Origin of the sequence: Pseudomonas kielensis, assembly GCF_030505375.1 — a bacterium.
Lineage (GTDB): Bacteria > Pseudomonadota > Gammaproteobacteria > Pseudomonadales > Pseudomonadaceae > Aquipseudomonas > Aquipseudomonas kielensis.
Map to the genome: position 1 here is coordinate 2,540,223 of NZ_CP130043.1, position 24,848 is coordinate 2,565,070.

Genomic DNA, 24,848 nt, shown 5'->3' on the forward strand with positions numbered 1-24,848 from the left:
AGACGCTAAAGAATTTAAGCGTGCGCCAACTCCTCGTGCTCATCAGCCTGCAGCAGCTCTTTATCCGTCTGCTGCATGATCTGGCTGGTAATCGCCCCGGCCGTCATCGAACCACTGACGTTCAGCGCCGTGCGGCCCATGTCGATCAGCGGCTCGACCGAAATCAGCAGCGCCACCAGTGACACCGGCAAGCCCATGGCCGGCAGCACGATCAGCGCGGCAAAGGTAGCGCCACCGCCGACCCCGGCCACCCCGGCCGAACTCAAGGTCACAATCGCCACCAATGTTGCGATCCACAGCGGGTCGAGCGGGTTGATGCCCACGGTCGGGGCGACCATCACCGCCAACATCGCCGGATAGAGACCGGCACAGCCGTTCTGGCCAATGGTGGCGCCAAACGAAGCGGCGAAGCTGGCGATCGACTGCGGAATCCCCAGGCGGCGGGTTTGTGCTTCGATGCTCAGCGGAATGCTCGCGGCGCTGGAGCGGCTGGTGAAGGCGAAGGTCAGTACCGGCCAGACCTTGCGGAAAAAGCGCAGCGGGTTGATCCCGGCCAACGCCACCAGCAGGCCGTGGACCACGAACATCAGGCCCAGGCCCAGGTACGACACCACCACGAAACTGCCGAGCTTGATGATGTCCTGCAGGTTGGAGCCGGCGACCACTTTGGTCATCAGCGCCAGCACGCCGTAGGGGGTCAACTTCATCACCAGGCGCACCAGGCGCATCACCCAGGCTTGCAGGGTATCGATGGCGTTGATCACTTTCTGACCTTTTTCCACGTCATCCTTGAGCAATTGCAGGGCTGCAATACCGAGGAAGGCGGCAAAAATCACCACGCTGATGATCGACGTCGGCTTGGCCCGAGCCAGGTCGGCGAACGGGTTCTGCGGGATGAACGACAGCAGCAACTGCGGCACATTGAGGTCGGCGACCTTGCCCGCGTAGTCGCTCTGGATGGTTTGCAGGCGCGCCATTTCCTGGGTGCCGGCCACCAGGCCTTCGGCGGTCAGGCCGAACAGGTTGGTCAGGCCAATGCCGATCAGCGCCGCGATGGCGGTGGTGAACAGCAGGGTGCCGATGGTCAGGAAGCTGATCTTGCCCAGGGACGAGGCATTGTGCAGCCTGGCAACAGCACTGAGGATCGAAGCAAATACCAAGGGGATCACGATCATTTGCAGCAGTTGCACGTAACCGTTGCCCACCAGGTCGAACCAGCCGATGGAGGCTTTGAGCACGGGGTTGCCAGCACCGTAAATCGTGTGCAAAGCCACGCCAAACGCCACGCCCATGACCAGTGCCAGCAGCACTTTCTTGGCCAGGCTCCAGGTGGTGTGGCGGGTTTGTGCCAGGCCAAACAGCAAGGCCAGGAACACCAGCAGATTGAGGATCAGCGGCAGATTCATCGAGACTCCAAAAAAGACTTGTGCCAATTGCCTCGCGGGGCAATTGCGAACCGGCAAGCCTAACAGCTTGAAATCTATTGAATTAATATCAAAAACGCATGGTGACTGTCGTTTTTGGAATAAGGGCCTGACGCTGTCGGTTATGCCGGTGACGGAATCAGCACGCAAGCGGTCGCGCTCAGACGGGGACGGTCATGCAGATTTGTTAGCGTCGATGACTTTCATTCAGGGAGAAATGCACATGAAAGTCGCCACGCACGTGTTAGCCGTCGCCATGTGCCTGGGCCTTGCCGGCCAGGTGTTCGCCACCGATCTCAAACATTGGCCCCAGGATCAGGCCAAACAACTGGACGCGATGATCGCGGCCAACGCCAACAAGGGTAACTACGCGGTGTTCGACATGGACAACACCAGCTACCGCTACGACCTGGAAGAGTCGCTGTTGCCGTTCATGGAAAACAAGGGCCTGATCACCCGCGAGAAGCTGGACCCCTCCCTGAAACTGATCCCGTTCAAGGACACCGCCGAGCACCAGGAAAGCCTGTTCAGTTACTACTACCGGCTGTGCGAGCTCGATGACATGGTCTGCTACCCCTGGGTCGCCCAGGTCTTTTCCGGCTTCACCCTCAAGGAACTCAAGGGCTACGTCGACGAGTTGATGGCCTCCGGCAAGCCAGTGCCCAGCACCTATTACGACGGCGACGTGGTCAAGACCATCGAGGTCAACCCACCGAAGATCTTCACCGGGCAAGCCGAGCTGTACAACAAGCTGATGGAAAACGGCATCGAGGTCTATGTGATGACCGCCGCCTCGGAAGAGCTGGTGCGCATGGTCGCCTCCGATCCCAAGTATGGCTACAACGTCAAACCGCAAAACGTGATCGGCGTGACGATGCTGCTCAAGGACCGCAAAAGCGGCGAGCTGACCACCGCGCGCAAGCAGATCAGCGCCGGCAAGTATGACGAGAAAGCCAACCTGGGCCTGGAGCTGACCCCGTACCTCTGGACCCCTGCGACCTGGATGGCCGGCAAACAGGCCGCGATCCTGACCTACATCGATGAGTGGAAAAAACCAGTGCTGGTGGGCGGCGATACCCCGACCAGCGACGGCTACATGCTGTTCCACAGCGTCGACGTGGCCAAGGGCGGCATCCACCTGTGGGTCAACCGCAAGGATAAGTACATGGCCCAGATCAACGGCATGATGGCCAAGCACGCTGCGGCCCAGGCCAAGGAAGGGCTGCCAGTGACGGCGGACAAGAACTGGGTGATCGTCAAGCCGGAGGAGATTCAGTAAGGATTTGCTTCACTGTAGGAGCGAGCCTGCTCGCGATGGTCGTCAACGATAACGCTGGAAGCCTGATACCCCGCGGTGCTCTCAGGTTTTTCGCGAGCAGGCTCGCTCCTACAGTTGACCGGATGTTGCCCAAAAAAATACCCCGCACTTGGCGGGGTATTTTTTTGTTCGACGGTTAAGCCTTACAGCCCGTCGAGCATTGCCTTGTTGCGCACGGCGCCCTTGTCGGCGCTGGTGGCCAGCAGGGCGTAGGCTTTCAGTGCGGTGGTCACTTTACGTGGACGCACTTCTACCGGCTTCCAGCCTTTCTTGTCCTGCTCGACCCGGCGTGCCGCCAGTTCTTCGTCGCTGACCAACAGGTTGATCGAGCGGTTGGGAATGTCGATCAGCACTTTGTCGCCGTCCTGCACCAGGCCAATCGCGCCGCCGGCAGCCGCTTCTGGCGAAGCGTGGCCGATGGACAGGCCCGAGGTGCCGCCGGAGAAACGACCGTCGGTGAGCAGGGCGCAGGCTTTGCCCAGGCCCTTGGACTTCAGGTAGGAGGTCGGATAGAGCATTTCCTGCATGCCCGGTCCGCCTTTCGGGCCTTCGTAGCGAATGATGACGATGTCGCCTTCCTTCACTTCGTCGGCGAGGATGCCGCGTACGGCGCTGTCCTGGCTTTCGAAGATCTTCGCGTTGCCTTCGAACACGTGGATCGACTCGTCGACACCGGCGGTTTTCACCACGCAGCCGTCCAGGGCGATGTTGCCGTACAGCACGGCCAGGCCGCCTTCTTGCGAATAGGCATGCTCGACACTGCGGATGCAGCCGTTTTCACGGTCGTCGTCCAGGGTGTCCCAGCGGGTCGACTGGCTGAACGCGGTCTGGGTCGGGATGCCCGCCGGGCCGGCCTTGAAGAAGTGGTGCACGGCTTCGTCGGTGGTCTGGGTGATGTCCCACTTGGCGATACCTTCGGCCATGGTCTTGCTGTGCACGGTCGGCAGGTCGGTGTGCAGCAGGCCGCCACGGGCCAGGGAACCGAGGATCGAGAAGATCCCGCCTGCGCGGTGCACGTCTTCCATGTGGTACTTCTGGATGTTCGGCGCGACCTTGCACAGTTGCGGCACGTGGCGCGAAAGGCGGTCGATGTCCTTCAGGTCGAAGTCGATCTCGGCTTCCTGGGCGGCGGCCAGCAAGTGCAGGATGGTGTTGGTAGAACCGCCCATGGCGATGTCCAGCGTCATGGCGTTTTCGAACGCCTTGAAGTTGGCGATATTGCGCGGCAATACCGAGTCGTCGTTGTCGCCGTAGTAACGTTTGCACAGTTCGACGATGGTGCGCCCGGCCTGCAGGAACAGCTGTTCGCGGTCGCTGTGGGTGGCCAGTGTCGAGCCGTTGCCCGGCAACGCGAGGCCGAGGGCTTCGGTCAGGCAGTTCATCGAGTTGGCGGTGAACATGCCGGAGCACGAGCCGCACGTCGGGCAGGCGCTGCGCTCGTACTCAGCGACTTTCTCGTCAGATGCGCTGGAGTCGGCGGCGATCACCATGGCGTCAACCAGGTCCAGGCCGTGGGAGGCGAGCTTGGTCTTGCCGGCTTCCATCGGACCACCGGAGACGAAGATCACAGGGATGTTCAGGCGCAAGGCGGCCATCAGCATGCCGGGGGTGATCTTGTCGCAGTTGGAGATGCAGACGATCGCGTCGGCGCAGTGGGCGTTGACCATGTACTCGACGGAGTCGGCGATGATCTCGCGGCTCGGCAGCGAATAGAGCATGCCGTCGTGACCCATGGCGATGCCGTCATCGACCGCGATGGTGTTGAATTCCTTGGCCACGCCGCCAGCGCGTTCGATCTCGCGGGCAACCAGTTGCCCCAGGTCCTTGAGGTGGACGTGGCCCGGTACGAATTGGGTGAAGGAGTTGGCAATGGCGATGATCGGCTTTTTGAAGTCGTCATCTTTCATCCCCGTGGCGCGCCACAGAGCGCGAGCACCGGCCATGTTGCGACCGTGGGTGGATGTTTTCGAGCGGTAATCAGGCATGAAGCACTCCGGGCGGCTAATCAGGTATCAAAAGGGAAGTGAGCTTCTATTGACGTCTGGAACACTCAGAAATAGCCGGGTGTCCGGAAGTTGCCGAAAACTTTGCGGGATCGCCGCGCGCTTCAGCTTGAGCTCATAAACCCGCCGGGGGATGACTGGCGATGAATCGTTCGATTCTACACCGCTGGCGGCTGGAGGGAATGGCTGCAAGCATTCACAAGACGTTTGGAAAGACGCAATCCTGTAGGAGCGAGCTCGCTCGCGATGAACCCGAGAACACCGCGGGGCATCAGGTTCCCCGCGTTATCGTTGACCACCATCGCGAGCGAGCTCGCTCCTACAGTATTAAATCCACATGGCATCCCACAGCGGATAGTCTCCAACTCGAGTCACAAGCCCGGCGCGCAAAGGGTTGGCGATGATGTATCGGGCGATGGCTTTCAGATCTTCCTCGCGACGCAAGGCCCGATCGAAGTAACCCTTTTGCCATAGCGTTTCGTGGCGACCTCTTTGCTGGTTGATGGCGCGAGCACTTCTGGATTTGGCCGCCTGCATCAGTCTCGGCAAATCACCGTTGTGCAATTCAACCAGCCAATGAAAGTGATCCGGCATGACGACCCAGGCTATTGAGGTGGCATTGCCGGCTTCATGAGCTCTTCTGAGTTCACTCACTAGCAAGCGTCCAACGTACAAATCATTGAAGATCGGTTGTCGTTCATGGGTGACAGCGCTCAGGTGATAGATACGACCGGATTGCGAGTGCCGACCTGTGCGTAATCGATGGGCTTTTGGCGTGTTGGACATTCCGTTGTCCTCTTCGGTGATGGGAAGAGAAAACGGTAGGCGTGGGGTGGGAGGTTGTCGCTTCGGCAGTGGATCAGAATGTGTCCTGCACCTGTAGGAGCAAGCGGGCGCTCGCTCCTACATAGGTTTTGCGTTATCAGCTGTTGGGCAACAGCCGGCAGGTGATGCTCTTGATGTAGCGTGTCTCGGCGATTGCCGGGTGGACTGGGTGGTCCGGGCCCTGGCCGCCGCGTTCCAGCAGCTGGATGTTGCGGTCCAGGTGGCGGGCGCTGGTCAGCAGGATGTTCTGCAGGTCATCTTCGGGCAGGTGCATCGAGCACGAGGCGCTGACCAGGATGCCGTCCTTGTTGAGCAGGCGCATGGCTTGCTCGTTCAGGCGACGGTAGGCGCCTTCGCCGTTCTTCATGTCTTTCTTGCGTTTGATGAACGCCGGCGGGTCGGCCACGATCACGTCGAAACGCTCTTCGCTGGCTTTCAATTCTTTCAGGGCTTCGAACACGTCGCCTTCGATGCAGGTCATCTTGTCGGCGAAGCCGTTCAACGCAGCGTTGCGCTCAACACCGTCGAGGGCGAAGGCCGAGGCGTCGACGCAGAACACTTCGCTGGCGCCGAATGCCGCAGCCTGAACGCCCCAGCCACCGATGTAGCTGTAGAGGTCGAGGACGCGCTTGCCTTTGGCGTACGGGGCCAGGCGGGCGCGGTTCATGCGGTGGTCGTAGAACCAGCCGGTTTTCTGGCCTTGAATGACCGGCGCTTCGAACTTCACGCCGTTCTCTTCCAGGGCTACCCACTCCGGCACCAGGCCGAACACGGTGTCGACGTAGCGCTCGAGGCCTTCGGCGTCGCGCGCGGCGGAGTCATTCTTGAACAGAATGCCGCTCGGCTTGAGCACTTGGGTCAGCGCGGCGATCACGTCGTCTTTATGGGTTTCCATGGTCGCCGAGGCGATCTGCACCACCAGGATGTCGCCGAAACGGTCGACGACCAGGCCCGGCAGCAGGTCGGAATCGCCGTAGACCAGGCGGTAGAACGGCTTGTCGAACAGACGCTCGCGCAGCGACAGGGCGACGTTCAGGCGGTGCACCAGCAGCGACTTGTCCAGTGGCAGCTTGATGTCGCGCGACAGCAGGCGGGCGCAGATCAGGTTGTTCGGGCTCATGGCGACGATGCCCAGCGGCTTGCCACCGGCGGCTTCCAGGATCGCCTGATCGCCGGCCTTGAAGCCGTGCAGCGGGGTGGCGGCTACGTCGATCTCGTTACTGTAGACCCACAGGTGGCCGGCGCGCAGGCGACGGTCGGCATTGGCTTTGAGGCGCAAGCTTGGCAGGGACATGACGTCGCTCCAGAAAAAAGAGCGGGAGTATACCCTGTTGTGCAGCCGTTGGCGGGCTCACCGGATGGACTGCGGCAGCGGTTTGAGGTGTCGGCCACCTGCGCTTAAGGGTTAGAATCGCCGCCTGCCCAGAGTGAGTACTTATGTCCCAAGAGCTATCTTCCGAACAGATTCAGCAGGCCCTGCAAGGCATCAGTGTTCCGCCTCAACCGCAAATCATGGTGGATTTGCAGATGGAGCAGTACATGCCGGACCCGGACCTTGAAGTGATCGCGAAGCTGATCTCCCAGGACCCGGGTCTCTCCGGCGCGCTGTTGAAAATCGTCAACTCACCGTATTTCGGCCTGAGCAACAAGATTGCCTCGATCCAGCGGGCGGTGAACCTGCTGGGCAGCCGCTCGGTGATCAACATGATCAACGCGCAGTCGATCAAGGGCGAGATGAATGACGACACCATCGTCACCCTCAACCGTTTCTGGGACACGGCGCAGGACGTGGCCATGACCAGTCTCAGCCTGGCCAAGCGCATCGGCTCGCAAGCGGTGGACGAAGCCTATGCCCTGGGGCTGTTCCATGACTGTGGCGTGCCGCTGATGCTCAAGCGCTTCCCCAACTATATGGCGGTGGTGGAGCAGGCCTATGCCAACGCCGGCGTCGATTGCCGGGTAGTGGACACGGAAAACCATGCCTTCAACACCAACCACGCGGTGGTCGGCTACTACACGGCCAAATCCTGGCGCTTGCCGGAACATGTGAGCCACGCCATCGCCAATCACCACAACGCCCTGGCGATCTTCAGCGACGAGTCCTCGCGCAACAGCCAGTTGAAGAACCTGCTGGCGATCCTCAAGATGGCGGAACACATCTGTGCCTCTTACCGGGTGCTGGGCAACCAGACCGAAGACCACGAGTGGGACAGCATCGGCCACCTGGTGCTCGATTATGTCGGCCTCTCGGACTACGACTTCGAGAACCTCAAACAGACGATCCGTGAGCTCGGCGCGCACCATTGAGCGCCGGACCTTTCCTGAGCCGAGTACGCCATGCCTGAATTGCCGGAAGTCGAAACCACCCGCCGCGGCATTGCGCCCTACCTGGAGGGCCAGCGCGTCAGCCGGGTCGTGGTGCGTGAGCGACGCCTGCGCTGGCCGATCCCCGAGGACCTCGATGTGCGCCTGTCCGGGCAGCGCATTGTGCTGGTGGAGCGACGTGCCAAGTATTTGCTGATCAACGCCGAGGTCGGCACCTTGATCAGCCACTTGGGCATGTCGGGGAATCTGCGCCTGGTGGAGATCGGCCTGCCGGCGGCCAAGCATGAGCATGTGGACATCGAGCTGGAGTCCGGCCTGGCCCTGCGCTACACCGACCCACGCCGTTTCGGGGCGATGCTCTGGAGCCTCGACCCGCTCAACCACGAACTGCTGCTGCGCCTGGGGCCGGAACCGCTGACTGACCTTTTCGACGGCGAGCGCCTGTTTCAGCTGTCACGTGGGCGTTCGATGGCGGTCAAGCCGTTCATCATGGACAACGCGGTGGTGGTGGGGGTCGGCAATATTTATGCGACCGAAGCGCTGTTCGCCGCCGGGATCGACCCGCGCCGCGAGGCCAAGGGCATCTCCCGGGCGCGTTACCTGAAGTTGGCGATCGAGATCAAACGCATCCTGGCCGCCGCCATCGAACGCGGCGGTACCACCTTGCGCGACTTTATCGGCGGAGACGGCCAGCCGGGCTATTTCCAGCAGGAACTGTTCGTCTATGGCCGGGGCGGCGAGGGCTGCAAGGTCTGCGGGACAGAACTTAGAGAGGTGAAACTGGGGCAGCGAGCGAGTGTGTTTTGCCCCAGGTGCCAGCGATAAGCCTTAGGCCTTGCCGGTAATGATCCGGTACTTTTCCATCAACTGTTCTTCAGTTTCCGGATGGGCTTCATCCAGCGGAATGCAATCGACCGGGCAAACCTGCTGGCATTGCGGTTCGTCGTAGTGACCGACGCACTGGGTGCACAGGTTCGGGTCGATCACGTAGATCTCTTCGCCCTGGGAGATGGCGGCGTTCGGGCACTCGGGTTCGCAGACATCGCAGTTGATGCAATCGTCGGTGATGATCAGGGACATTGGGGACTCCAGCCAGGGTCGTCGGCCCGGGCATCTGAAAACTAATGCGCACAATTGTGCCGCATTGACGCTGTAGGAGCGAGCTTGCTCGCGAAAAACGTCAGGGCGCTGTGTACTTTCTGATAGCGCTGCGTAATCGTTGACGTTTTTCGCTGGCAAGCCAGCTCCTACAGTCGGGGTCTATTTCTTGAACCGGAGTGTAAGAGCATCGGCCACGGCCGGGTGGACGAATTTGGTGATATCGCCGCCCAAGGCCGCAATTTCACGGACCAGCGTCGAAGATATAAACGAATAGCGCTCGGACGGCGTCAGGAACAGGCTTTCCACGTCCGGGGCCAACTGGCGGTTCATGTTGGCCAGCTGGAATTCGTACTCGAAATCCGAGACCGCACGCAAACCACGCAGGAATACATTGGCATTCTGCTCTTTGGCGAAATGCGCCAGCAGCGTCGAGAAGCCGACGACTTCGACGTTCGGCAGATGTTTGGTGACCTCGCGGGCCAGCTCCACACGCTGTTCCAGGGGGAATAGCGGGTTTTTCTTGGGGCTGGCGGCGACAGCAATGATCACATGGTCGAACAGGCGCGCGGCGCGTTCGACCAGATCGCCATGGCCCTTGGTAATAGGGTCGAAGGTACCTGGGTACAACACTCGGTTCATCGCGTCGTCCTGGCGGGAATCCGTTGGGGAGTCGGATGGTATCGCAGCCTTCCCGGTCGGCCAAGTCGCCATTGGGCTAAGAACGCACTATAGATCCGGCGAATAAGCAGTTTTTTCATGGGTTTCGCAGGCGTTCAGCCAGTGCGCTCGCCAGTTGCGCGGTCAGCCCGTAGACCGATAGTTGTGGGTTGGCGCCAATGCTGGTGGGGAACAGCGAGCCGTCATGCACCGACAGATTGCGCAATTGATGATGCCGCCCGAGGCTGTCGGTCACGGCGTGGGCCGGGTCTTCACCCATGGCGCAACCACCCATGACGTGGGCACTGCCCAGGCGGGTGCGATACAGCTCCAGGCTCAGGCCGTCGATCAGGGTGCGGGCTTGCGCGAGGCTGTTCACGTAGCGCGCATCGGCGTGCATTGGCATGACGGCCTTGGCGCCCCCGGCGAACTGGATCTCGGCCATGCTGTGAAACGCCCGGCGCAGGCCGTCCCAGGCATAGTCGGAGACCTGGTAGTCGAGCACCGGCGTGCCATCGCTGCGTAACTCGACACTGCCGCCGCTGCTGTCCGGGTGGAAACCGTCACGCAGCAGGGCCAGCATGGCGTGGGTATGGGGCAGTTGCTGCATGTGCGCCGCGCTCTCGGCGCCGAAACCGCCGAGCAGGGTCGCCGCCAGCGCCGGGTGCAGCGGCGGCACTTCGAGCTTGTAGGACATTTTGCCGGTGGTGCCGTCCTGCCATTGAAAGTGGTCGGAGTAAATCGACTGCGGCGCACCGTAGAACGGGTTGATGACTTCATCGAACAGCCCGGCGGACATGTTCACCAGGTGCAGGAAAGTGCGTTTGCCGAGGCGTTCGTGGGGATCGGGTGCCTTGGAACGCAGCAACAGTGCCGGGCTGTTGATCCCGCCTCCGGCCAATACGTAGTGCCGTGCCTTGACGGTAATGGTGCGGCCAGTGGGCGCCACGCAGCGCTCATCCATGGCCACGCACAGCAGGCCGGTGACCTGGTCGTCCTTGATCAACAGCTGTTCGGCGCGAGCCAGGTACAGCAGCTCGCCGCCTTTTTCCAGCGTCGCGGGAATGGTAGTGACCATCATCGACTGCTTGGCATTGGTCGGGCAGCCCATGCCGCAATAGCCGAGGTTCCAGCACCCGCGCACGTTGCGTGGAATCACGTGCCAGCTGTAGCCGAGTTGCTCGCAGCCTTTCTTGATCACTTCGTTGTTGGCATTGGGCGGCACCAGCCAGGGCGCGACGCCCAGGCGTTGTTCCATTTTTTCGAACCAGGGCGCCATGTCCGTCGGGCTGTGGCCCTTGACGGCATGCTCCCGGGCCCAGTGTTCGAGGGTCTGTTCGGGGGTGCGAAAGCTCGAGGTCCAGTTGATCAGTGTCGTGCCACCCACCGCGCGGCCCTGGAGGATGGTGATCGCACCGTCCTTGCTCATGCGGCCGATGCCCTCCTGGTAGAGGTTGGCGTAGGCCTGGTCTTCGAGCATTTTGAAGTCGCTGCTGGTCTTGAGCTGGCCTTCTTCGATCAGCAGCACCTTATAGCCGGCCGCACTGAGGATCTCGGCCGTGGTGCCACCGCCCGCGCCGCTGCCGATGATGGCGATGTCGGCTTCCAGGGTCAGGTCATTGGCCAGTTGTGAGCCGTTGTAGGTTTTCCAGCCGCGGGCCATGCCTTCGCGGAACGGATCGGGTACGGGCATCTGGGGCTCTCTTATATTTATGAGGTGGTGAGGGGCGTGGATCTCAGACCTTCGGTGGTCCGGGATAGCCGCAATGGGCCCACGACTCGGCGCGGCTGTACCAGGCCATCATCACCAGTTGCAGGATCGAACTGTGGCCCATGCGCAGCAGGCTTAATGAGCTGTTTTGCCAGCGTTGCAGGAAGTGGCGGATGGCCTCGCTGCTGGCATTTTCCCAACTGCCCCAGATTCCGGTCAGTGGCCCACGGGTGACCGACATGCCCAGCACGTCGAACAGTTGCTGAGTCAGCTTGAGCATTTGTGGCGACAGGTGATCGAGGCCGTGGTCCAGGCTGCGCAAGGTTTGTTCAGTGGCGGCGGGGAGTTTTTCGGCCGCCACGGTGCCCTCGAGCATCACCGGCAACAGCGCCCGCAAAAAACCCAGGTCACTGTCGCGGATAATTGCAAAACCGTTGGCCGGGCTGCTGGCCGAGCAACCGCTGAGGCTGGCGCCCAGGCCCGCGGTGGCGAGGAAGGCGGTGGCGCCGAGGCTGAATTTGAGCAGGCCGCGCCGGGACAGCGCGGGGGCATCGTAAAAGCGTGGGTTCATTATTGTTTTTACCCGGCAGTGAAGAGTCAGCGGATGAACAGTTTCTGGATCAGTTTCTGGATCGACTTGCCGTAGGGTGGGTAGATCAACTTGGCCGCGTTGAAGCGCTGCTTGATCAGCACGCCCTTGGCTTTGCTGAACGTCAGGAAACCTTCCCGGCCGTGGTAATGGCCCATGCCGGAAGCGCCGATGCCACCAAACGGCATGTCGTCCTGGGCAACGTGCAGCAGGGTGTCGTTGAGGCAGACGCCGCCGGAGTGGGTTTCCTGGAGTACGCGATTCTGTTCGGCCTTGTTGTAGCCAAAGTAGTAAAGCGCCAGTGGACGGGGCCGTTGATTGATGTAGGCAAACGCCTGGTCCAGGGTCGTGTAGGGCACCACCGGTAGCAGCGGGCCGAAGATTTCGTCCTGCATCACGATCATCTCGTCGCTGACGTTCAACAGCACGCTGTGGCCCATGCGTCGATCCTGGTCTTGCTCGAACAGCGGGATCACCTGCGCGCCCTTGGCGCTCGCGTCACTCAGGTAACTGTGCAACCGCGCCAATTGGCGTGGGTTGATGATGGCGGTGTAGTCCGGGTTGTCCGCCAGGGTCGGGTAGAAGCCACGCACCGCCTGGCGATAGGCCTCGACGAAAGACTCGACCCGGTCCTGCGGCACCAGTACATAGTCCGGAGCGACGCAGGTCTGCCCGGCGTTCAGGGTCTTGCCGAAGGCGATGCGTTCGGCGGCATCCTTGAGGGGCACGTCGTGGGAGACGATGGCCGGGGATTTGCCACCCAGTTCCAGGGTCACCGGTGTCAGGTTTTCGGCCGCCGCGCGCATCACGTGTTTGCCAATGCTGGTGGCGCCGGTGAACAGCAGATGGTCGAACGGCAGTTGGGAAAACGCCACGCCCACGTCGGCCTCGCCCAGCACCACGGTCACCAGGTCCTCGGGAAAGATCTGGCCCAGCAGGAATTTAAGCAGCTTGCCGGTGGCCGGGGTGGATTCGCTGAGTTTGAGCATCACCCGGTTGCCCGCCGAGAGGGCGCCGACCAGCGGGCCGATCGCCAGGTACAACGGGTAGTTCCACGGCACGATGACTCCGACCACCCCCACCGGTTGGTAGACCACCTTGGCCTTGGCCGGCTGGAAGGCCACGCCCACTTTGCGCGGTGAGGCTTTCATCCAGCCCTTGAGGTGTTTGCTGGCGTAATGGATGCAATGCAGGCTCGGCATCAGTTCGGCGAGCAGGGTTTCATCGGCGCTGCGGTTGCTGAAGTCTTCGCTGATCGCGTCGATCAACTTCTGGCGCTGGTCACTCAGGACGTCGCTCAACACCTTGAGCCACATCTGGCGCTGGGCCGCGGGCGGCATCGGGTTGGCCGCATACGCCTGGCGCTGGGCGGTAAACAGGTTGTGAAGCTCACTCAATGGCTGCTGGGAGTCTTGCAGGTAGGCAATTTCGGCGGTCATGGTAGCTCCAGGTTTTTTTTGTAATGGGGAAGTTTTTAGAGTCTATGCTCTAAAAAGTCAAATGACTTCCTCGGGAAGCGATGATTTATCCGCCGACGGATAGGTCGTAAGATGCCCGCAACGCACAGCAGAATTAAAGCTCAAGCCATGGCCCCACGAATAAAAACCAGCGAGCGCATCGTGCAGAACAGCCTGGAGCTGTTCAACCAGCAGGGTGAGCGCAGCATCAGCACCAACCATATCGCCGCGCACATGGAGATATCCCCGGGCAACCTGTACTACCACTTCCCTAACAAGCAGGCGATCATCGCCGTGTTGTTCAGCGAGTACGAGGCCCTGGTGGAAAGCTTCCTGCGCCCGCCGCAAGGGCGCGCCGCCACAGTCGAAGACAAGCGCTACTACCTGCAGGAACTGCTGGATGCGATGTGGCGCTACCGGTTTTTGCACCGCGACCTGGAGCACCTGCTGGACAATGATCCGGAGCTGGCGGCCCGTTATCGACGTTTCTCCCAACGCTGCCTGATCCAGGGCACGGCGATCTACGCCGGTTTTGTCGAGGCGGGCATTCTCGCCATGAACAAGGTGCAGATCGAATCCCTGACGCTCAACGCCTGGATCATCCTGACGTCCTGGGTGCGTTTTCTGTGCACCACCCGGGAAAACTCCAGCCACCTCAGTGAACAGGCCATTAAACGCGGCGTGTACCAGGTGCTGGTACTGGAAGCCGGGTTTGTCACCGAACAATCGCGCGAGGAAATCGACGCCCTGTTCGAGGAGTTTTACGTGCCGCTGGGCCAGGCCCTCGAAGAAGTGCAGTAGGATCGCGCCAAGACTTACCTCACAGGAGCCCGCTATGCCCATCGCGCAACTGATCAGCCCCCTTGCCCTGGACCAGAAAAAGGATCAGGCCGCTCTGGTGATCCTGGATTGTCGTTTTGCCCTCGAAGACCCGGATTATGGCCAGCGCAGCTATGCCGACGGGCATATCGCCGGCGCCTCGTTTGCCGATCTGGAGCGTGACCTCAGCGGGCCGGTGATCAAGGGGGTCACTGGCCGTCACCCGCTGCCGGACCCCCAGGCCCTGATCGAGCGCCTGCAAGCCTGGGGCATCGATAACGACAGCCAGGTGGTGCTGTATGACGACGGTCCCGGTGCGTATGCGGCCCGGGCCTGGTGGTTGCTGGCGTGGCTGGGCAAGCGTGATGGCGTGTTTATTCTCGACGGTGGCCTCAAGGCCTGGCACGCCGCCGGCCTGCCGCTGAGCCTGGATGCGCCGGGCAATCACCGCGGCACGTTCAGCGGTGCCCCGGACGCGGCGATGGTCTTGAGCGCCGACCAACTGCAGCAACGCCTCGCCCGGCCGGAGCTGACCCTGCTCGATGCCCGGGGGCTGCCGCGTTTTCGCGGCGAGGTCGAGCCGATCGATCCGGTGGCCGGGCACATCCCGGGCGCGTCATGTGCGGCCTTCACCGATAACCTGGGGCCGGACGGGTGCTTTCTACCGGCTGCGCAACTCCAGCAGCGGTTTGCCGAGAAATTGGCGCAGCGCTCGCCGAGCGAACTGGTGGCGTACTGCGGCTCGGGCGTGACGGCTTGCCACAACCTGTTTGCCCTGTGCCTCGCCGGCTACCCGTTGGGGGCACTGTACGCCGGCTCGTGGAGCGAATGGATCACCGATCCGCAGCGCGCGATTGCCACCGGCGATTAAGCCTTAGAGCGGTAACTGCCCCAGCAGCCAGCGCAAGCCAAAGAACACGAGCATGCCGCCACCGATGGTCGCCAGCAGGTGGCGGGTGGTGGCTGCGATGGCAATGGCTGCCAACCCCGCCAACAGGTAGGCATTGTCCAGGGTCAGCGCCCAGTGCTGGCCATCGGGTAACAGCATGCCTGGCACCACGATGGCTGTCAGGACCGCCGTCGGCACGTAGTGCAGGCCCTGGCGCACCAGTGGCGGGAACTTCAGGTTGGGCCAGGCGAACAGGCTGTAGCGCAGCGCAAAGGTGATCGCCATCATTCCCAGAATCAGCCAGCCGTCACTCATGAGTGCAACTCCCTGGCGGGGTGTTGCTGCGTTTGGCGGCGCTCCAGCAGCACGCCCACGGCGATCCCGCTGAAAGCCGCGGCCATCAGGCCCAGTTTGTAGGGCCAGTGCAGGGTGGCCAGGGCCACGGCGCCGGCGGCCAGGGCCGCGGCAATTTGCGGCCGGTTGCGCAACAGCGGCACGACAATCCCGATAAAGGTCGCCAGCATCGCGAACTCCAGGCCCCAGCTCGCCAGGTCCGGCACTGCCTGGCCAAACAGCACGCCGGCCAGCGAACTGCCCACCCAGCAGGCATACAGCGAGCTGGCGACGCCCAGCCAGTACCACTGCGCCAGGGGCTTGTCGCCGTGCAGCAGGTAGAACCGCTGGACCACGGCAAAGGTTTCGTCGGTCAGCCAGAAGGCCAGGAGTAGGCGCCAGTGCTGCGGCAGGCGGCCGACATAGGGTTGCAGGGTGGCGCTGTAGAGCACGTGACGCAGGTTGACGATGAAGGTGGTCAACAGGATCACCAGCACGCTGGCGCCGGTGCCCAACAGACTGAGGGCGATCAGTTGCGCAGAGCCGGCATACACCAGCAGTGACATACCGACCGCCTGCCACAGGGTCAGGCCTGCCGCGCCGGCCAGGGTGCCGAAGATCAGGCCGAACGGCAGGATGCCCACCGCCATGGCGAAACTGTCGCGGATGCCACGGGAAAAAAGTTGCTGACGGGTCATGGAGACTCTCCTTGTGCCGGCATCTTGCGCGGCCTGACAAAGAGTTGTCTTGAACGATCTTGCAGATTTTCCTCGGTTTCTACGGGGCCATTCTGGCAGAGCGGTAGGCGCCAGGGCCGACGCCGTAGACCTTCTTGAATTGTCGGGTCAAATGGCTCTGGTCGGCAAACCCCAGTTGTGTGGCGACCGCCAGCGGCAGGCAGCCTTCGCGCAGTAGCGCCCGGGCCTGGGCGATGCGCTGTTGCATCAGCCAGGTGTGCGGCGGCATGCCGGTGGCGTGGCGGAACACTCGGGCGAAGTGGAAGGGTGACAGGTTGACCGCCGCCGCGAGCGCTTCCAGTGACGGCGGTGCCGCCAGTTGCGCATGCAGCAACTCCTTGGCCCGGGCAATGGCCCGGTGCTCCCGGCCCGGCTGCCCAGGCATGGCCACGGCGGCATGGCGCTGCAGCAGCGAAAGCATCATTTCCCGCCACAAGGTCTGCTGTTGCAGGGCGCTGGCCGGGCTTTCCAGCAAGCGGTGCAACTGGCAGAACCCGCTGACCAGGTCCGGGTCGCGATACAGCGTGGCGCCGAAGGCCGGCAAGGTGTGGGTGGGTAATTCGAGTTCGGCCAGCAGCCCGAGGATTTGCCCGTTGTCCGGGTAGAACGCGCGGTACAGCCAGCCATCCTCGGTGCCCTTGTGGCCGGTGTGCAGTTCGTCCGGGTTGATGACCACCAGGGTGCCGCTGCCGGCCAGGTGTTCGGCACCGCGATAACGGTAGCGCTGGGCGCCCGCCATGATCATGCCGATCACAAAACCGTCGTGCACATGGGGTACGAAGCGTTGCTCGATGTAGCGCGCCGACAGCAGTTCGACCCCGGCCAAAGGGTCGGTTTGCCAAAAACGGATCGACTCGCCCGAGTGGCTGTCCATGGCCTTACCCGCGACTTGCCTGGCTGAGCCACTGGGGGATGCGCCGCTCCAGGTAATAACCCGGAGTGCGCAGGCTGCCGTCGACAAAACCGACGTGCCCGCCCTTGGCCTGTAGCTCGAAGCGGGTGCACGCCGACAGTTCACTGGCTTCCGGCAGGCTGTGGGGGTAGACGAAGGGGTCGTCGGCGGCCTGGATGATCAGGGTCGGGGTGCGGATCTCGCCGAGGAAGTAGCGACTGGAGGCGCGACGGTAGTAGTCCTGGGCATCGGCGTAGCCGTGCAGCGGTGCGGTGACCCGACCGTCGAAGTCCCAGAAGGTGCGCATCTTGTCCAGCGAGCCGAGGCTGGCGAGGGTCGCGAGGCCTTCATGGCGCCCGTCCTGGAGAAACTGGCGCTGCTTGTTCTTGATGTAGGCCAGCATTTCGCGCATGAAGTGCGCCTGGTAGACCTTGGAGAAACCCTGCCCGATACGGTCCGCGCACTGGTCCAGGCGAAAGGGCACCGAGACCGCCACCGCGCCCAGCAACGGGCTGGCGCTGCCGGTTTCCCCCAGGTGCTTGAGCAGCACGTTGCCCCCCAGGGAGTAGCCGACCGCATACAGCGGGGCCAGTGGCCGCGTTGCCCGCAGGTGGTTGATCGCCGCCGCGAGGTCCTCGCTGGCACCGGAGTGGTAACTGCGTGGCAGCAGATTCGGTTCACCCGAGCATCCGCGCCAGTTCAGCGCGACGCTGGCCCAGCCTTGCGCGGCGAGGGCGCGTTGCAGGCCGGCGACATAGGGCGAATTGGAGGAACCGGTCAGCCCGTGCAGCACCAGCACCAGGGGCGCGTCGACGCTGTGTGGGCCGTGCCAGTCGAGATCGAGGAAGTCGCCGTCGTCGAGCCATAGGCGTTCGCGCGGCCGCTCCAGGTGGGTGGTCTTGCGCCACAGCGGCCCCCACAGGGTTTGCAGGTGCGGGTTGCCGAGGCCGAATGCCGGGGTGAAGGGTTTTGCCGGTGCGGGTGAGGGTTGGGGCACGACGATCTCGTTGCTGCGGATGGACAAGGTGGCAGAACGAGGGGCCCGTTCTGCCGGTACAACTGGAAAACTAACTTGCCACAATCTGCTCCTCAGCGCGACACATGCCCAGGCCGGGTCGATCGACGGGTTCCGGCAAGGCTTGCTGAGTCGTGGTCGGCCCCAGCGTGACCACGCTCCAGCGCTCAGCGTTGTAGTGCCGCTTGAGTGCTGCCTTGATCTGTTCGACCGTCAACGATTGGGCCTGATGCGCGGAAAAATCCAGGTCGAAGGGCAACTCATGGCGGCTGATCTCAGACAGTCCGGAGAGGATCTGCGCATTGCTGGCACTGGCCAGTGCGGTACTGCCCAGGATCAGGCGCTTGGCGTCGTCCAGTTCCTGCGGGGTCGGTCCGGTGTGCAGGTAGTCGCGGAACAGGCGTTTGATCAGGGTCAGCGTGCCTTCACTGAATTGCGGTTGGGTTTGCAAATAGATAACGGTGGGATTGGCCCATTGCTTGTCGGCAGTGTCCATGGACACGCTGTAAGTCAGACCGCGTTTCCCGCGCAGTTCTTTCATCAGCCGCGATCCAAAGCTGCCACCGGCGAAGATCAGGTTGGCCACCCTGAGTGCAGCATAGTCGGGGTGCTGACGGCTGACGCCGGGTTGCGTCAGCACCAGGTGGGTCTGGCTCAGGGCGTGTTCAATATGCCGCGAGGCGGCGGTGGATGGCGTGACCGGGGCGTCCGGCACGGTCAGCGTGGTGGGTTTTGGCGGCAGGCTGTTGCTGATCTGCAGGCTCAGACCCTGCGCTTGCTCCAGGGTCAGGTCCCCGACCAGCGTGATCTGGGCGTTGTCGGCGTGGTAGTGGGCCTTATGAAAGGCCTGGACCTGTTCGCGCGTCAGGGTTGCCAGGTCCTGTGTCGTTCCGTAGGTCGCCTGGGCATAGGGGTGCCCGTTGAAGAGTAATTCCCTCATGCCCTGGAAAACTTGGGTCGCGGGGTCTTGCTGCTGGTACGCAAGGCGTTCCTGCAGCTCGTTCTTGACCCGTTGTAGGGCGTCATCGGCCAGCAGCGGCTGGCCGAGTATTTGTGCGAACAATTGCAGGGCCGGTTCACGCTTTTGCGGTGCGCTGAGGCTGCGCATCGAGAACGAGGTGCGGTCCTGGCTGATGCCCATGTCCAAGCGGGCCCCAAGACTGTCGAAGGTTTCATTGATCTGCGCCAGACCCATGCCCTGGATGCCTTCGTTCAACAGGCTGAACGTGGTAGCGGCCAGGGCCGGGTGTTGCGGATCCCTTGCACTGCCTGCGGCAAAGCTGACGAGCACGTCGAACATCGGCAGCTCCGACGTCTGGATAAACAGCACCTTGGTGCCTGCCAGGGTTTTCCAGGCCTGGATCTTCAGCGCCCGGGGGGCGGAGGATGGCGCCTTCAATTCGGCCAGTGATTGCAGTTTTGCCACCGGCGGGGTCGGAGTCTGGGCCTGAGCCGACAGGCAGCAGAAAACTGCCAGGCTGAGGAACGGCTGCGCATAACGTGAGAATCTGCACTTACCCATGGTTTTTCTCCGGCAGCAGATACGCCACGCTCAGGCGTTGTCGAGTCAAGTAGGTCGCGGCCGCCTGCTGGATATCCTTGGCGCTCACCTGGTTCAGTGCCTCGATGTCTTCATCCATGAGGCGCCATGACAGGCCAATGCTTTCCAGCGTGCCCATGCGCACGGCCTGCGATTCGATGGAGTCCTGCTCATACACCTGGTTGGCAATCAGCACGGTGCGCGCGCGCTCCAGTTCTTCCGGGTCCAGGGGGGTGGTTTTCAGGTGTTCAATCACCTGCCAAATACGCGCCTGAGCCTGGTCCAGAGTGATCTGCTGATGGGTGTTGAGTTGAGCGCTGAGTAACAGCAGGCTGTCGCCACGGTTGAACGGGTTGTACCCGGAGGAGATCTGGGAGAACAGTTCTTCATTGAATTGCAGGTGCTTTTTCAGGCGAGCGCTGTTGGACCCGGCCAGCAGTATGTCGAGCAACCGCAGGGCCTGCACCGTACGCCGGTCGGGCGCAGTGGTCAGGCTGGGCAGGTTGAAGCTCATGAGCAACTGCGGCGCATGAATGGCTTGGTGCAGGGTGATGGTCCGCTCGCCCGGCTCGGCCAGTTCCAGGGGGGCGTACACCTCGGGCAGGGTCTTGCGGGGAATGCCGCCGAAGTAGCGTTCGACCACGGGTTTTATCTGGTCAAGGCGGACATCACCGGCGATGACCAGGGTCGCGTTGTTGGGGGCGTACCAGCGTTGGTACCACTCACGCAGCTGGGGCGCGCTCATCCGTTGCAGGTCGTGCATCCAGCCGATGGTCGGCGTGGCCTGGGCGCTGGAGGGGAAGGCGATGGCCTGCAGCCGCTCCATGGCCAGGCCGTGGGGCACGTCATCGGTGCGTTCGCGGCGCTCTTGCTTGATCACTTCGATTTCAGTGGCAAACGCGTCGGTGCGCAGGTGCGCGGTGGTCATCAGGTCGGCCATCAGTTCAAACGACACGCCCAGGTGATCGGGTGCCAGGGTTTGGTGGTAGGTGGTGTAGTCGTTGCTGGTGAAGGCGTTTTCCGCGGCCCCGAGTCGTTCCAGGATGGCCGAGGTTTCACCGGCGCAGGTTTTGCTGCTGCCCTGGTAGAGCATGTGTTCAAGCGCGTGGGACAGCCCGGACTGGCCTGGAGGCTCCTGGCTGGAACCGACCTTGAACCACAGTTGGGAGGTGGTCACGGGGGCGCGGTGGTCTTCGCGCACCACGACCTTCAAGCCGTTTTCCAGGCTGAACTCGTGGGTGGTCGACGCGCTGGCCGTGAGCGCCATCATGGGCATCAGCCCACTCAGTAGCAGCAGGGCGCTGCAGTAGATGTTCATTGGTTGTGCATCCTCGTTGATTGACGTGAAAAACGCTCAATCAATGTCGGTGATGCACAGAGGGGGCGGGTATTAACTATGTATCTGGAGTGCGGCCGGCGCCTGGGCAGTCAGGGAGACTGCCCAGGCAGGGCTTCAAGCGGCTTGTTCGACCAGGCGATGCCACAACGCGTAGTACACCCGTCCGGATTTCTGCTCCCGGTGCAGGCGCCAGGCACCCGGCAGGCCGAGGGTCGACGGTGCGTTTTCGCTTTCGGTGTAGATCCAGGCGTCGTCGGCCAGCCACTGGCGTTCTTCCAGCAGCGAGCACACCGCCGGCAGCAGGTTCTGGTTGAACGGCGGGTCAAGGAAGACCAGGTCGTAGGCGCTGGCTGGCTGGGTTTCCAGGTAGCGCAGGGCGTCGGCGGTCTGCACCTGGCCGACGGTGCAGCGCAGGGTGCCCAGGTGTTCTTTCAGGCTCGACACCGCCAGGCTGCTGGCATCCAGCGCCTGGCCCATGGCGGCGCCACGGGACAGCGCTTCGAGGAACAGCGCGCCGCTGCCGGCGAACGGATCGAGCACCTTGGCCCCGGCGACATAGGGCGCGAGCCAGTTGAACAGGGTTTCACGCACGCGGTCCGGCGTCGGGCGCAAGCCCGGGGCGTCGGGGAAGCTCAGGCGGCGGCTGCGCCATTCGCCACCGATAATGCGTAGCTGGTTCACACCGTTGTGGACGTTGTGCACGGGTTTTTTAGGGCGAGTGGCCATTAATGCTCCGGAACCCCGAGCGGCTGCTCGGAAGGTTTGTCAGTAGGGGCCGGTAACGGCTTTTGCGGCACGGTAGGACCGACGGTGACGATCACCATTTTATCCATGCTCAAGTGTTTGTTCATGGCCGTGGTCACTTGCTCGACGGTCAGGTTCTGCGACTGCTGCATGAAGTCTTCGAGGTAGCTCAGCGGCAGGTTGTAGAAACCCATGGCGCCCAGTTGCCCGACGATGTCGGCATTGCTGGCTGTCGACAGCGGGAAGCTGCCCGCCAGTTCGCGCTTGGCGTCGTCGAGTTCTTTCTGGGTCGGCCCGGTTTTAAGGTAGTCGGCCATGACGTCCTGCACCAGCTTGAGCGTGCCTTCGCTCATTTCGGCGCGGGTTTGCAGGTTGATCATGAAGGGGCCGCGGGCCTGCATCGGTGAAAAGCCCGAGTACACGCCGTAGGTCAGGCCACGTTTCTCCCGCACTTCGCTCATCAGCCGGGTGCCGAAACCGCCGCCACCGAGAATCTGGTTGCCCATGGAGACGGCGGCGTAATCCGGATCGTCACGGTCGATGCCCAATTGCGCGAGCATCAGGTTGGTCTGCTTGGCCGGGAACTCGACGCGGCTGATGCCGGGCTTGGGTTCTTCAGGCTGGGGGATTTTCGCCAGCGCCGGGCCCTTGGGCAGGGCAGCGGACACCTGGGCGGCAATCGCCTCGGCCTCACTGCGCGACAGGTCGCCTACCAGGGCGATCACCACGTTGCCGGCCGCGTAGGCCTTGGCGTGGAAGGCCTTGAGTTGCGCCTGGGTGATGTCCGGGATGCTCAGCGCGTTACCGTCGCTGGCGTGGGCATAGGGGTGCTGGCCATACAGGCGGCGCATCAGCTCCAGGCTGGCGACCTTGGCCGAGTTCTGCTTCTGGTATTCGAAGCCGGCGAGCATCTGGTTCTTGATCCGGGCCAGGGAGTCGGCCGGGAAGGTCGGTTTGCCCACCACTTCGGCGAACAGCTTGAGGGCCGGCTCGCGTTTGTCCACGGCGCTCAGGCTGCGCAGCGAGGCAATGGCCATGTCCTTGTAGGCGCCATTGCCGAAGTCGGCACCCAGGCCTTCGAAGCCCTGGGCGATCTGGCTGACGTCCTGGCCGGCCACACCTTCGTTGAGCATGGCGTTGGTCAGCATCGCCAGGCCCGGTGTGTTGCCGTCCTGGCTGCTGCCAGCGGCGAAAATCAGGCGCAGGTCGAACATCGGCAACTCAGGCGCGGCGACGAACAGCACCTTGGCCCCTTCGGCGGTGTTCCAGGTCTGCACGTCCAGGGTGCGCCGGCTCGGCGCCTTGCCGTCGAGCTCGGCCAGCGATTGCAGCTTCTGGCTCGACTTGGCCTTGTCCAGGGCTTCGCTGGCGTTGATCTCGCCGGGGCGGATGACATAGAACACGGCCGCAGCGGCGAGCGCGACGACGGCCAGGGCGACCAGGGCCACCCGTGACTTGTTGATCTCACTCATGCGCGTTCTCCTGGGGCAGTGGCAGTACATGCGCAACGCTCAGACGTTCGCGGGTGAAATAGGTACGGGCGGCGTTCTGGATGTCTTGCGGGGTCACGCTTTCCAGTTCGGCCAGTTCGGTGTCCATCAGTTTCCAGGACAGGCCGACGGTTTCCAGCTGGCCGATGGCGGTGGCCTGGCTGGTGATCGAGTCGCGCTCGTAGACCAGGCCGGCAATCACCTGGGCCCGTACACGCTCCAGTTCTTCAGCGGATGGCGCGGTGGTCTTCAGTTGCTCAAGCAGTTTCCACAGGCCGGCCTGCGCCTGGGCCATGGTTTTGTGCTTCTGGGTGTTGGGGGTTGCCGACAGGGTGAACAGGCTGTCGCCACGGGTGTAGGCGTCGTAACTCGACGACCCGCCGGAGACCAGTTCTTCACCGCGCTCCAACTGCGTCGGGATGCGCCCGCTGTAGCCGCCATCGAGCAGCGCGGAGATCAGGCGCAAGGCGTTGACCGAGCGTTTGTCCTGGGTGGTGGCAATGCTGGGAACGTTGAAGGCCAGCATCAGGGCCGGCAGTTGGGTCTGCACGTGCAGGGTGATCTGCCGTTCGCCGGGCTCGGACAGCTCCAGGGGAATCTTCGCCGGTGGCACGGCGCGCTTGGCGATTGGGCCGAAGTAGCGTTGGGCCAGGGTCTTGACTTCGTCCGGGGTCACGTCGCCGACCACCACCAGGGTTGCGTTGTTCGGCGCGTACCAGGACTCGTACCAGTGGCGCAGATCCTCGACCTTCATGCGGTCCAGGTCAGCCATCCAGCCGATGGTCGGCGTGTGGTAGCCGCTGGCCGGGTAGGCCATGGCCTTGAAACGCTCGTAGGCCTTGGACATCGGCTTGTCGTCGGTGCGCAGGCGGCGCTCTTCCTTGATCACTTCGATCTCGCGGCTGAACTCGTCGGCCGGCAGGCGCAGGGTGGCCATGCGGTCGGCTTCAAGCTCGAAGGCCACGGCCAGGCGATCACGGGCCAGCACCTGGTAGTAGGCGGTGAAGTCATCGCTGGTGAAGGCGTTCTCTTCGGCGCCCAGGTCGCGCAGGATCAACGACGCCTCGCCAGGGCCGACTTTCTCGCTGCCCTTGAACATCATGTGCTCCAGGGCGTGGGACAAGCCGGTCTGGCCCGGGGTTTCGTAGCTGGAGCCCACCTTGTACCAGACCTGGGAAACCACCACGGGCGCTCGGTGGTCTTCACGCACGATGACCTTCAGGCCATTGTCGAGGGTGAATTCGTGGGTCGGTTGAGGGGCGGCAGCCAGGGCTGCGAGGGGCAGACAAACTGTGCTGAGCAGCAGGCCAGCAGCGCGGCGGGCTAGAGCATTCATTCGTTTTTTAACCTGTTGGGCTGCCCGCTTGGTCTTAGCGTCGGCGGGCGAGGAGGTGCTAGGATACTGATCCGTTTTACTGGCGGCCACGCCTATGAGGCCATTGATCGGTCAGTAGGTTGTATGGGTTTGCGCAAGAAGCTTTGGGTTTGTCAGCTAAACTCTGCGTTTTCGCCGAAGATACCGTTTTAGTCCTTGGTATTAGTCGAGCTTTGAGGTGCTGTTGAGCACCTCGACAAAATGTTGCGCGTGAACAAGCTGAGTGAAACACAGTCTGTTCTGCATCGAATATTCAATTGCCGAG

At 62.5% G+C, this 24,848-nt stretch carries 23 protein-coding genes; 5 read left to right on the forward strand and 18 right to left on the reverse strand.

What is annotated here, in order from left to right:
* Positions 1-14 precede the first annotated feature (14 nt).
* On the reverse strand, positions 15-1,406 hold the full coding sequence (locus Q1W70_RS11755) for an L-cystine transporter (protein ID WP_182342771.1): 1,392 nt from the start codon (positions 1,404-1,406) through the stop codon (positions 15-17).
* 241 nt (positions 1,407-1,647) lie between these two features.
* Between Q1W70_RS11755 and Q1W70_RS11760 the strand changes: the two genes are divergently transcribed.
* Complete coding sequence (locus Q1W70_RS11760; RefSeq protein WP_166592544.1) at positions 1,648-2,703, forward strand: HAD family hydrolase; 1,056 nt, start codon at positions 1,648-1,650, stop codon at positions 2,701-2,703.
* Between the two features lie 182 nt (positions 2,704-2,885).
* Here Q1W70_RS11760 and ilvD read toward each other — a convergent pair whose 3' ends face one another.
* The 3 genes from ilvD to Q1W70_RS11775 all read right to left on the reverse strand — a co-directional run bounded on the left by ilvD (position 2,886) and on the right by Q1W70_RS11775 (position 6,864).
* Complete coding sequence (gene ilvD / locus Q1W70_RS11765) at positions 2,886-4,727, reverse strand: dihydroxy-acid dehydratase (RefSeq protein WP_166592543.1); 1,842 nt, start codon at positions 4,725-4,727, stop codon at positions 2,886-2,888.
* Between the two features lie 345 nt (positions 4,728-5,072).
* Complete coding sequence (locus tag Q1W70_RS11770) at positions 5,073-5,531, reverse strand: REP-associated tyrosine transposase (RefSeq protein WP_185818077.1); 459 nt, start codon at positions 5,529-5,531, stop codon at positions 5,073-5,075.
* Positions 5,532-5,667: 136 nt separating this feature from the next.
* Positions 5,668-6,864: a class I SAM-dependent rRNA methyltransferase gene (locus Q1W70_RS11775; protein WP_095164601.1), complete on the reverse strand. Its 1,197-nt coding sequence runs from the start codon at positions 6,862-6,864 to the stop codon at positions 5,668-5,670.
* Positions 6,865-7,007: 143 nt separating this feature from the next.
* On the opposite strand from Q1W70_RS11775, the gene Q1W70_RS11780 reads away from it, so the two are divergent.
* Positions 7,008-7,877: an HDOD domain-containing protein gene (locus Q1W70_RS11780; protein WP_166592542.1), complete on the forward strand. Its 870-nt coding sequence runs from the start codon at positions 7,008-7,010 to the stop codon at positions 7,875-7,877.
* Positions 7,878-7,907: 30 nt separating this feature from the next.
* On the forward strand, positions 7,908-8,720 hold the full coding sequence (gene mutM, locus Q1W70_RS11785; RefSeq protein ID WP_182342761.1) for a bifunctional DNA-formamidopyrimidine glycosylase/DNA-(apurinic or apyrimidinic site) lyase: 813 nt from the start codon (positions 7,908-7,910) through the stop codon (positions 8,718-8,720).
* A gap of 3 nt (positions 8,721-8,723) precedes the next feature.
* Here the strand turns inward: mutM and Q1W70_RS11790 are convergent, their stop codons facing one another.
* The 5 genes from Q1W70_RS11790 to Q1W70_RS11810 form a co-directional block, all read right to left on the reverse strand.
* Positions 8,724-8,975 carry a YfhL family 4Fe-4S dicluster ferredoxin gene (locus tag Q1W70_RS11790; protein ID WP_038358877.1) on the reverse strand — a complete coding sequence of 84 codons (252 nt, stop codon included), beginning with the start codon at positions 8,973-8,975 and terminating at the stop codon, positions 8,724-8,726.
* Positions 8,976-9,155: 180 nt separating this feature from the next.
* Positions 9,156-9,635 carry a pantetheine-phosphate adenylyltransferase gene (gene coaD, locus Q1W70_RS11795; RefSeq protein ID WP_040071510.1) on the reverse strand — a complete coding sequence of 160 codons (480 nt, stop codon included), beginning with the start codon at positions 9,633-9,635 and terminating at the stop codon, positions 9,156-9,158.
* 115 nt (positions 9,636-9,750) lie between these two features.
* Positions 9,751-11,346: a GMC family oxidoreductase gene (locus Q1W70_RS11800; protein ID WP_182342759.1), complete on the reverse strand. Its 1,596-nt coding sequence runs from the start codon at positions 11,344-11,346 to the stop codon at positions 9,751-9,753.
* Positions 11,347-11,389: 43 nt separating this feature from the next.
* Positions 11,390-11,935: a twin-arginine translocation pathway signal protein gene (locus Q1W70_RS11805; protein WP_182342757.1), complete on the reverse strand. Its 546-nt coding sequence runs from the start codon at positions 11,933-11,935 to the stop codon at positions 11,390-11,392.
* A 26-nt stretch (positions 11,936-11,961) separates the two neighbouring features.
* Positions 11,962-13,392: a coniferyl aldehyde dehydrogenase gene (locus tag Q1W70_RS11810; RefSeq protein ID WP_302098838.1), complete on the reverse strand. Its 1,431-nt coding sequence runs from the start codon at positions 13,390-13,392 to the stop codon at positions 11,962-11,964.
* Between the two features lie 147 nt (positions 13,393-13,539).
* Here Q1W70_RS11810 and Q1W70_RS11815 point away from each other — a divergent pair, with 147 nt between their 5' ends.
* Both Q1W70_RS11815 and Q1W70_RS11820 read left to right on the forward strand, forming a co-directional pair.
* The gene (locus Q1W70_RS11815; protein ID WP_166592537.1) at positions 13,540-14,211 is read left to right on the forward strand and encodes a TetR/AcrR family transcriptional regulator; all 672 of its coding nucleotides are present in this window, start codon (positions 13,540-13,542) and stop codon (positions 14,209-14,211) included.
* Positions 14,212-14,245: 34 nt separating this feature from the next.
* Positions 14,246-15,100 carry a sulfurtransferase gene (locus Q1W70_RS11820; protein WP_166592536.1) on the forward strand — a complete coding sequence of 285 codons (855 nt, stop codon included), beginning with the start codon at positions 14,246-14,248 and terminating at the stop codon, positions 15,098-15,100.
* A 3-nt stretch (positions 15,101-15,103) separates the two neighbouring features.
* Here Q1W70_RS11820 and Q1W70_RS11825 read toward each other — a convergent pair whose 3' ends face one another.
* The 9 genes from Q1W70_RS11825 to Q1W70_RS11865 all read right to left on the reverse strand — a co-directional run bounded on the left by Q1W70_RS11825 (position 15,104) and on the right by Q1W70_RS11865 (position 24,544).
* Positions 15,104-15,433, reverse strand: coding sequence for an AzlD domain-containing protein (locus Q1W70_RS11825; protein WP_166592535.1), 330 nt, complete (start codon positions 15,431-15,433; stop codon positions 15,104-15,106).
* On the reverse strand, positions 15,430-16,149 hold the full coding sequence (locus tag Q1W70_RS11830) for an AzlC family ABC transporter permease (RefSeq protein ID WP_302098839.1): 720 nt from the start codon (positions 16,147-16,149) through the stop codon (positions 15,430-15,432). The genes Q1W70_RS11825 and Q1W70_RS11830 overlap by 4 nt, the downstream gene beginning before the upstream one ends.
* Positions 16,150-16,228: 79 nt before the next feature.
* The gene (locus Q1W70_RS11835) at positions 16,229-17,062 is read right to left on the reverse strand and encodes an AraC family transcriptional regulator (protein ID WP_166592533.1); all 834 of its coding nucleotides are present in this window, start codon (positions 17,060-17,062) and stop codon (positions 16,229-16,231) included.
* Positions 17,063-17,066: 4 nt separating this feature from the next.
* Positions 17,067-18,077 (reverse strand): hydrolase, encoded by a 1,011-nt coding sequence (locus Q1W70_RS11840; RefSeq protein ID WP_185818079.1) that lies wholly within the window; start codon positions 18,075-18,077, stop codon positions 17,067-17,069.
* Between the two features lie 70 nt (positions 18,078-18,147).
* Positions 18,148-19,617: a M16 family metallopeptidase gene (locus tag Q1W70_RS11845; protein WP_182342748.1), complete on the reverse strand. Its 1,470-nt coding sequence runs from the start codon at positions 19,615-19,617 to the stop codon at positions 18,148-18,150.
* Positions 19,610-20,953 (reverse strand): M16 family metallopeptidase, encoded by a 1,344-nt coding sequence (locus tag Q1W70_RS11850; protein WP_166592530.1) that lies wholly within the window; start codon positions 20,951-20,953, stop codon positions 19,610-19,612. Before Q1W70_RS11850 ends, Q1W70_RS11845 begins: the two co-directional genes overlap by 8 nt.
* Positions 20,954-21,088: 135 nt before the next feature.
* On the reverse strand, positions 21,089-21,700 hold the full coding sequence (gene rsmD, locus Q1W70_RS11855) for a 16S rRNA (guanine(966)-N(2))-methyltransferase RsmD (protein ID WP_166592529.1): 612 nt from the start codon (positions 21,698-21,700) through the stop codon (positions 21,089-21,091).
* Positions 21,700-23,190, reverse strand: a complete 1,491-nt coding sequence (locus Q1W70_RS11860) for a M16 family metallopeptidase (protein ID WP_166592528.1) — start codon at positions 23,188-23,190, stop codon at positions 21,700-21,702. The genes rsmD and Q1W70_RS11860 overlap by 1 nt, the downstream gene beginning before the upstream one ends.
* Positions 23,183-24,544: a M16 family metallopeptidase gene (locus Q1W70_RS11865; RefSeq protein ID WP_182342745.1), complete on the reverse strand. Its 1,362-nt coding sequence runs from the start codon at positions 24,542-24,544 to the stop codon at positions 23,183-23,185. The genes Q1W70_RS11860 and Q1W70_RS11865 overlap by 8 nt, the downstream gene beginning before the upstream one ends.
* Positions 24,545-24,848 lie beyond the last annotated feature (304 nt).

Excerpts from the sequence above, each read along its gene's own strand:
- Q1W70_RS11755 (WP_182342771.1), bottom strand. The coding sequence starts at position 1,406 with ATGAATCTGCCGCTGATCCTCAATCTGCTGGTGTTCCTGGCCTTGCTG.
- Q1W70_RS11760 (WP_166592544.1), top strand. The coding sequence starts at position 1,648 with ATGAAAGTCGCCACGCACGTGTTAGCCGTCGCCATGTGCCTGGGCCTT.
- ilvD (WP_166592543.1), bottom strand. The coding sequence starts at position 4,727 with ATGCCTGATTACCGCTCGAAAACATCCACCCACGGTCGCAACATGGCC.
- Q1W70_RS11770 (WP_185818077.1), bottom strand. The coding sequence starts at position 5,531 with ATGTCCAACACGCCAAAAGCCCATCGATTACGCACAGGTCGGCACTCG.
- Q1W70_RS11775 (WP_095164601.1), bottom strand. The coding sequence starts at position 6,864 with ATGTCCCTGCCAAGCTTGCGCCTCAAAGCCAATGCCGACCGTCGCCTG.
- Q1W70_RS11780 (WP_166592542.1), top strand. The coding sequence starts at position 7,008 with ATGTCCCAAGAGCTATCTTCCGAACAGATTCAGCAGGCCCTGCAAGGC.
- mutM (WP_182342761.1), top strand. The coding sequence starts at position 7,908 with ATGCCTGAATTGCCGGAAGTCGAAACCACCCGCCGCGGCATTGCGCCC.
- Q1W70_RS11790 (WP_038358877.1), bottom strand. The coding sequence starts at position 8,975 with ATGTCCCTGATCATCACCGACGATTGCATCAACTGCGATGTCTGCGAA.
- coaD (WP_040071510.1), bottom strand. The coding sequence starts at position 9,635 with ATGAACCGAGTGTTGTACCCAGGTACCTTCGACCCTATTACCAAGGGC.
- Q1W70_RS11800 (WP_182342759.1), bottom strand. The coding sequence starts at position 11,346 with ATGCCCGTACCCGATCCGTTCCGCGAAGGCATGGCCCGCGGCTGGAAA.
- Q1W70_RS11805 (WP_182342757.1), bottom strand. The coding sequence starts at position 11,935 with ATGAACCCACGCTTTTACGATGCCCCCGCGCTGTCCCGGCGCGGCCTG.
- Q1W70_RS11810 (WP_302098838.1), bottom strand. The coding sequence starts at position 13,392 with ATGACCGCCGAAATTGCCTACCTGCAAGACTCCCAGCAGCCATTGAGT.
- Q1W70_RS11815 (WP_166592537.1), top strand. The coding sequence starts at position 13,540 with ATGGCCCCACGAATAAAAACCAGCGAGCGCATCGTGCAGAACAGCCTG.
- Q1W70_RS11820 (WP_166592536.1), top strand. The coding sequence starts at position 14,246 with ATGCCCATCGCGCAACTGATCAGCCCCCTTGCCCTGGACCAGAAAAAG.
- Q1W70_RS11825 (WP_166592535.1), bottom strand. The coding sequence starts at position 15,433 with ATGAGTGACGGCTGGCTGATTCTGGGAATGATGGCGATCACCTTTGCG.
- Q1W70_RS11830 (WP_302098839.1), bottom strand. The coding sequence starts at position 16,149 with ATGACCCGTCAGCAACTTTTTTCCCGTGGCATCCGCGACAGTTTCGCC.
- Q1W70_RS11835 (WP_166592533.1), bottom strand. The coding sequence starts at position 17,062 with ATGGACAGCCACTCGGGCGAGTCGATCCGTTTTTGGCAAACCGACCCT.
- Q1W70_RS11845 (WP_182342748.1), bottom strand. The coding sequence starts at position 19,617 with ATGGGTAAGTGCAGATTCTCACGTTATGCGCAGCCGTTCCTCAGCCTG.
- Q1W70_RS11850 (WP_166592530.1), bottom strand. The coding sequence starts at position 20,953 with ATGAACATCTACTGCAGCGCCCTGCTGCTACTGAGTGGGCTGATGCCC.
- rsmD (WP_166592529.1), bottom strand. The coding sequence starts at position 21,700 with ATGGCCACTCGCCCTAAAAAACCCGTGCACAACGTCCACAACGGTGTG.
- Q1W70_RS11860 (WP_166592528.1), bottom strand. The coding sequence starts at position 23,190 with ATGAGTGAGATCAACAAGTCACGGGTGGCCCTGGTCGCCCTGGCCGTC.
- Q1W70_RS11865 (WP_182342745.1), bottom strand. The coding sequence starts at position 24,544 with ATGAATGCTCTAGCCCGCCGCGCTGCTGGCCTGCTGCTCAGCACAGTT.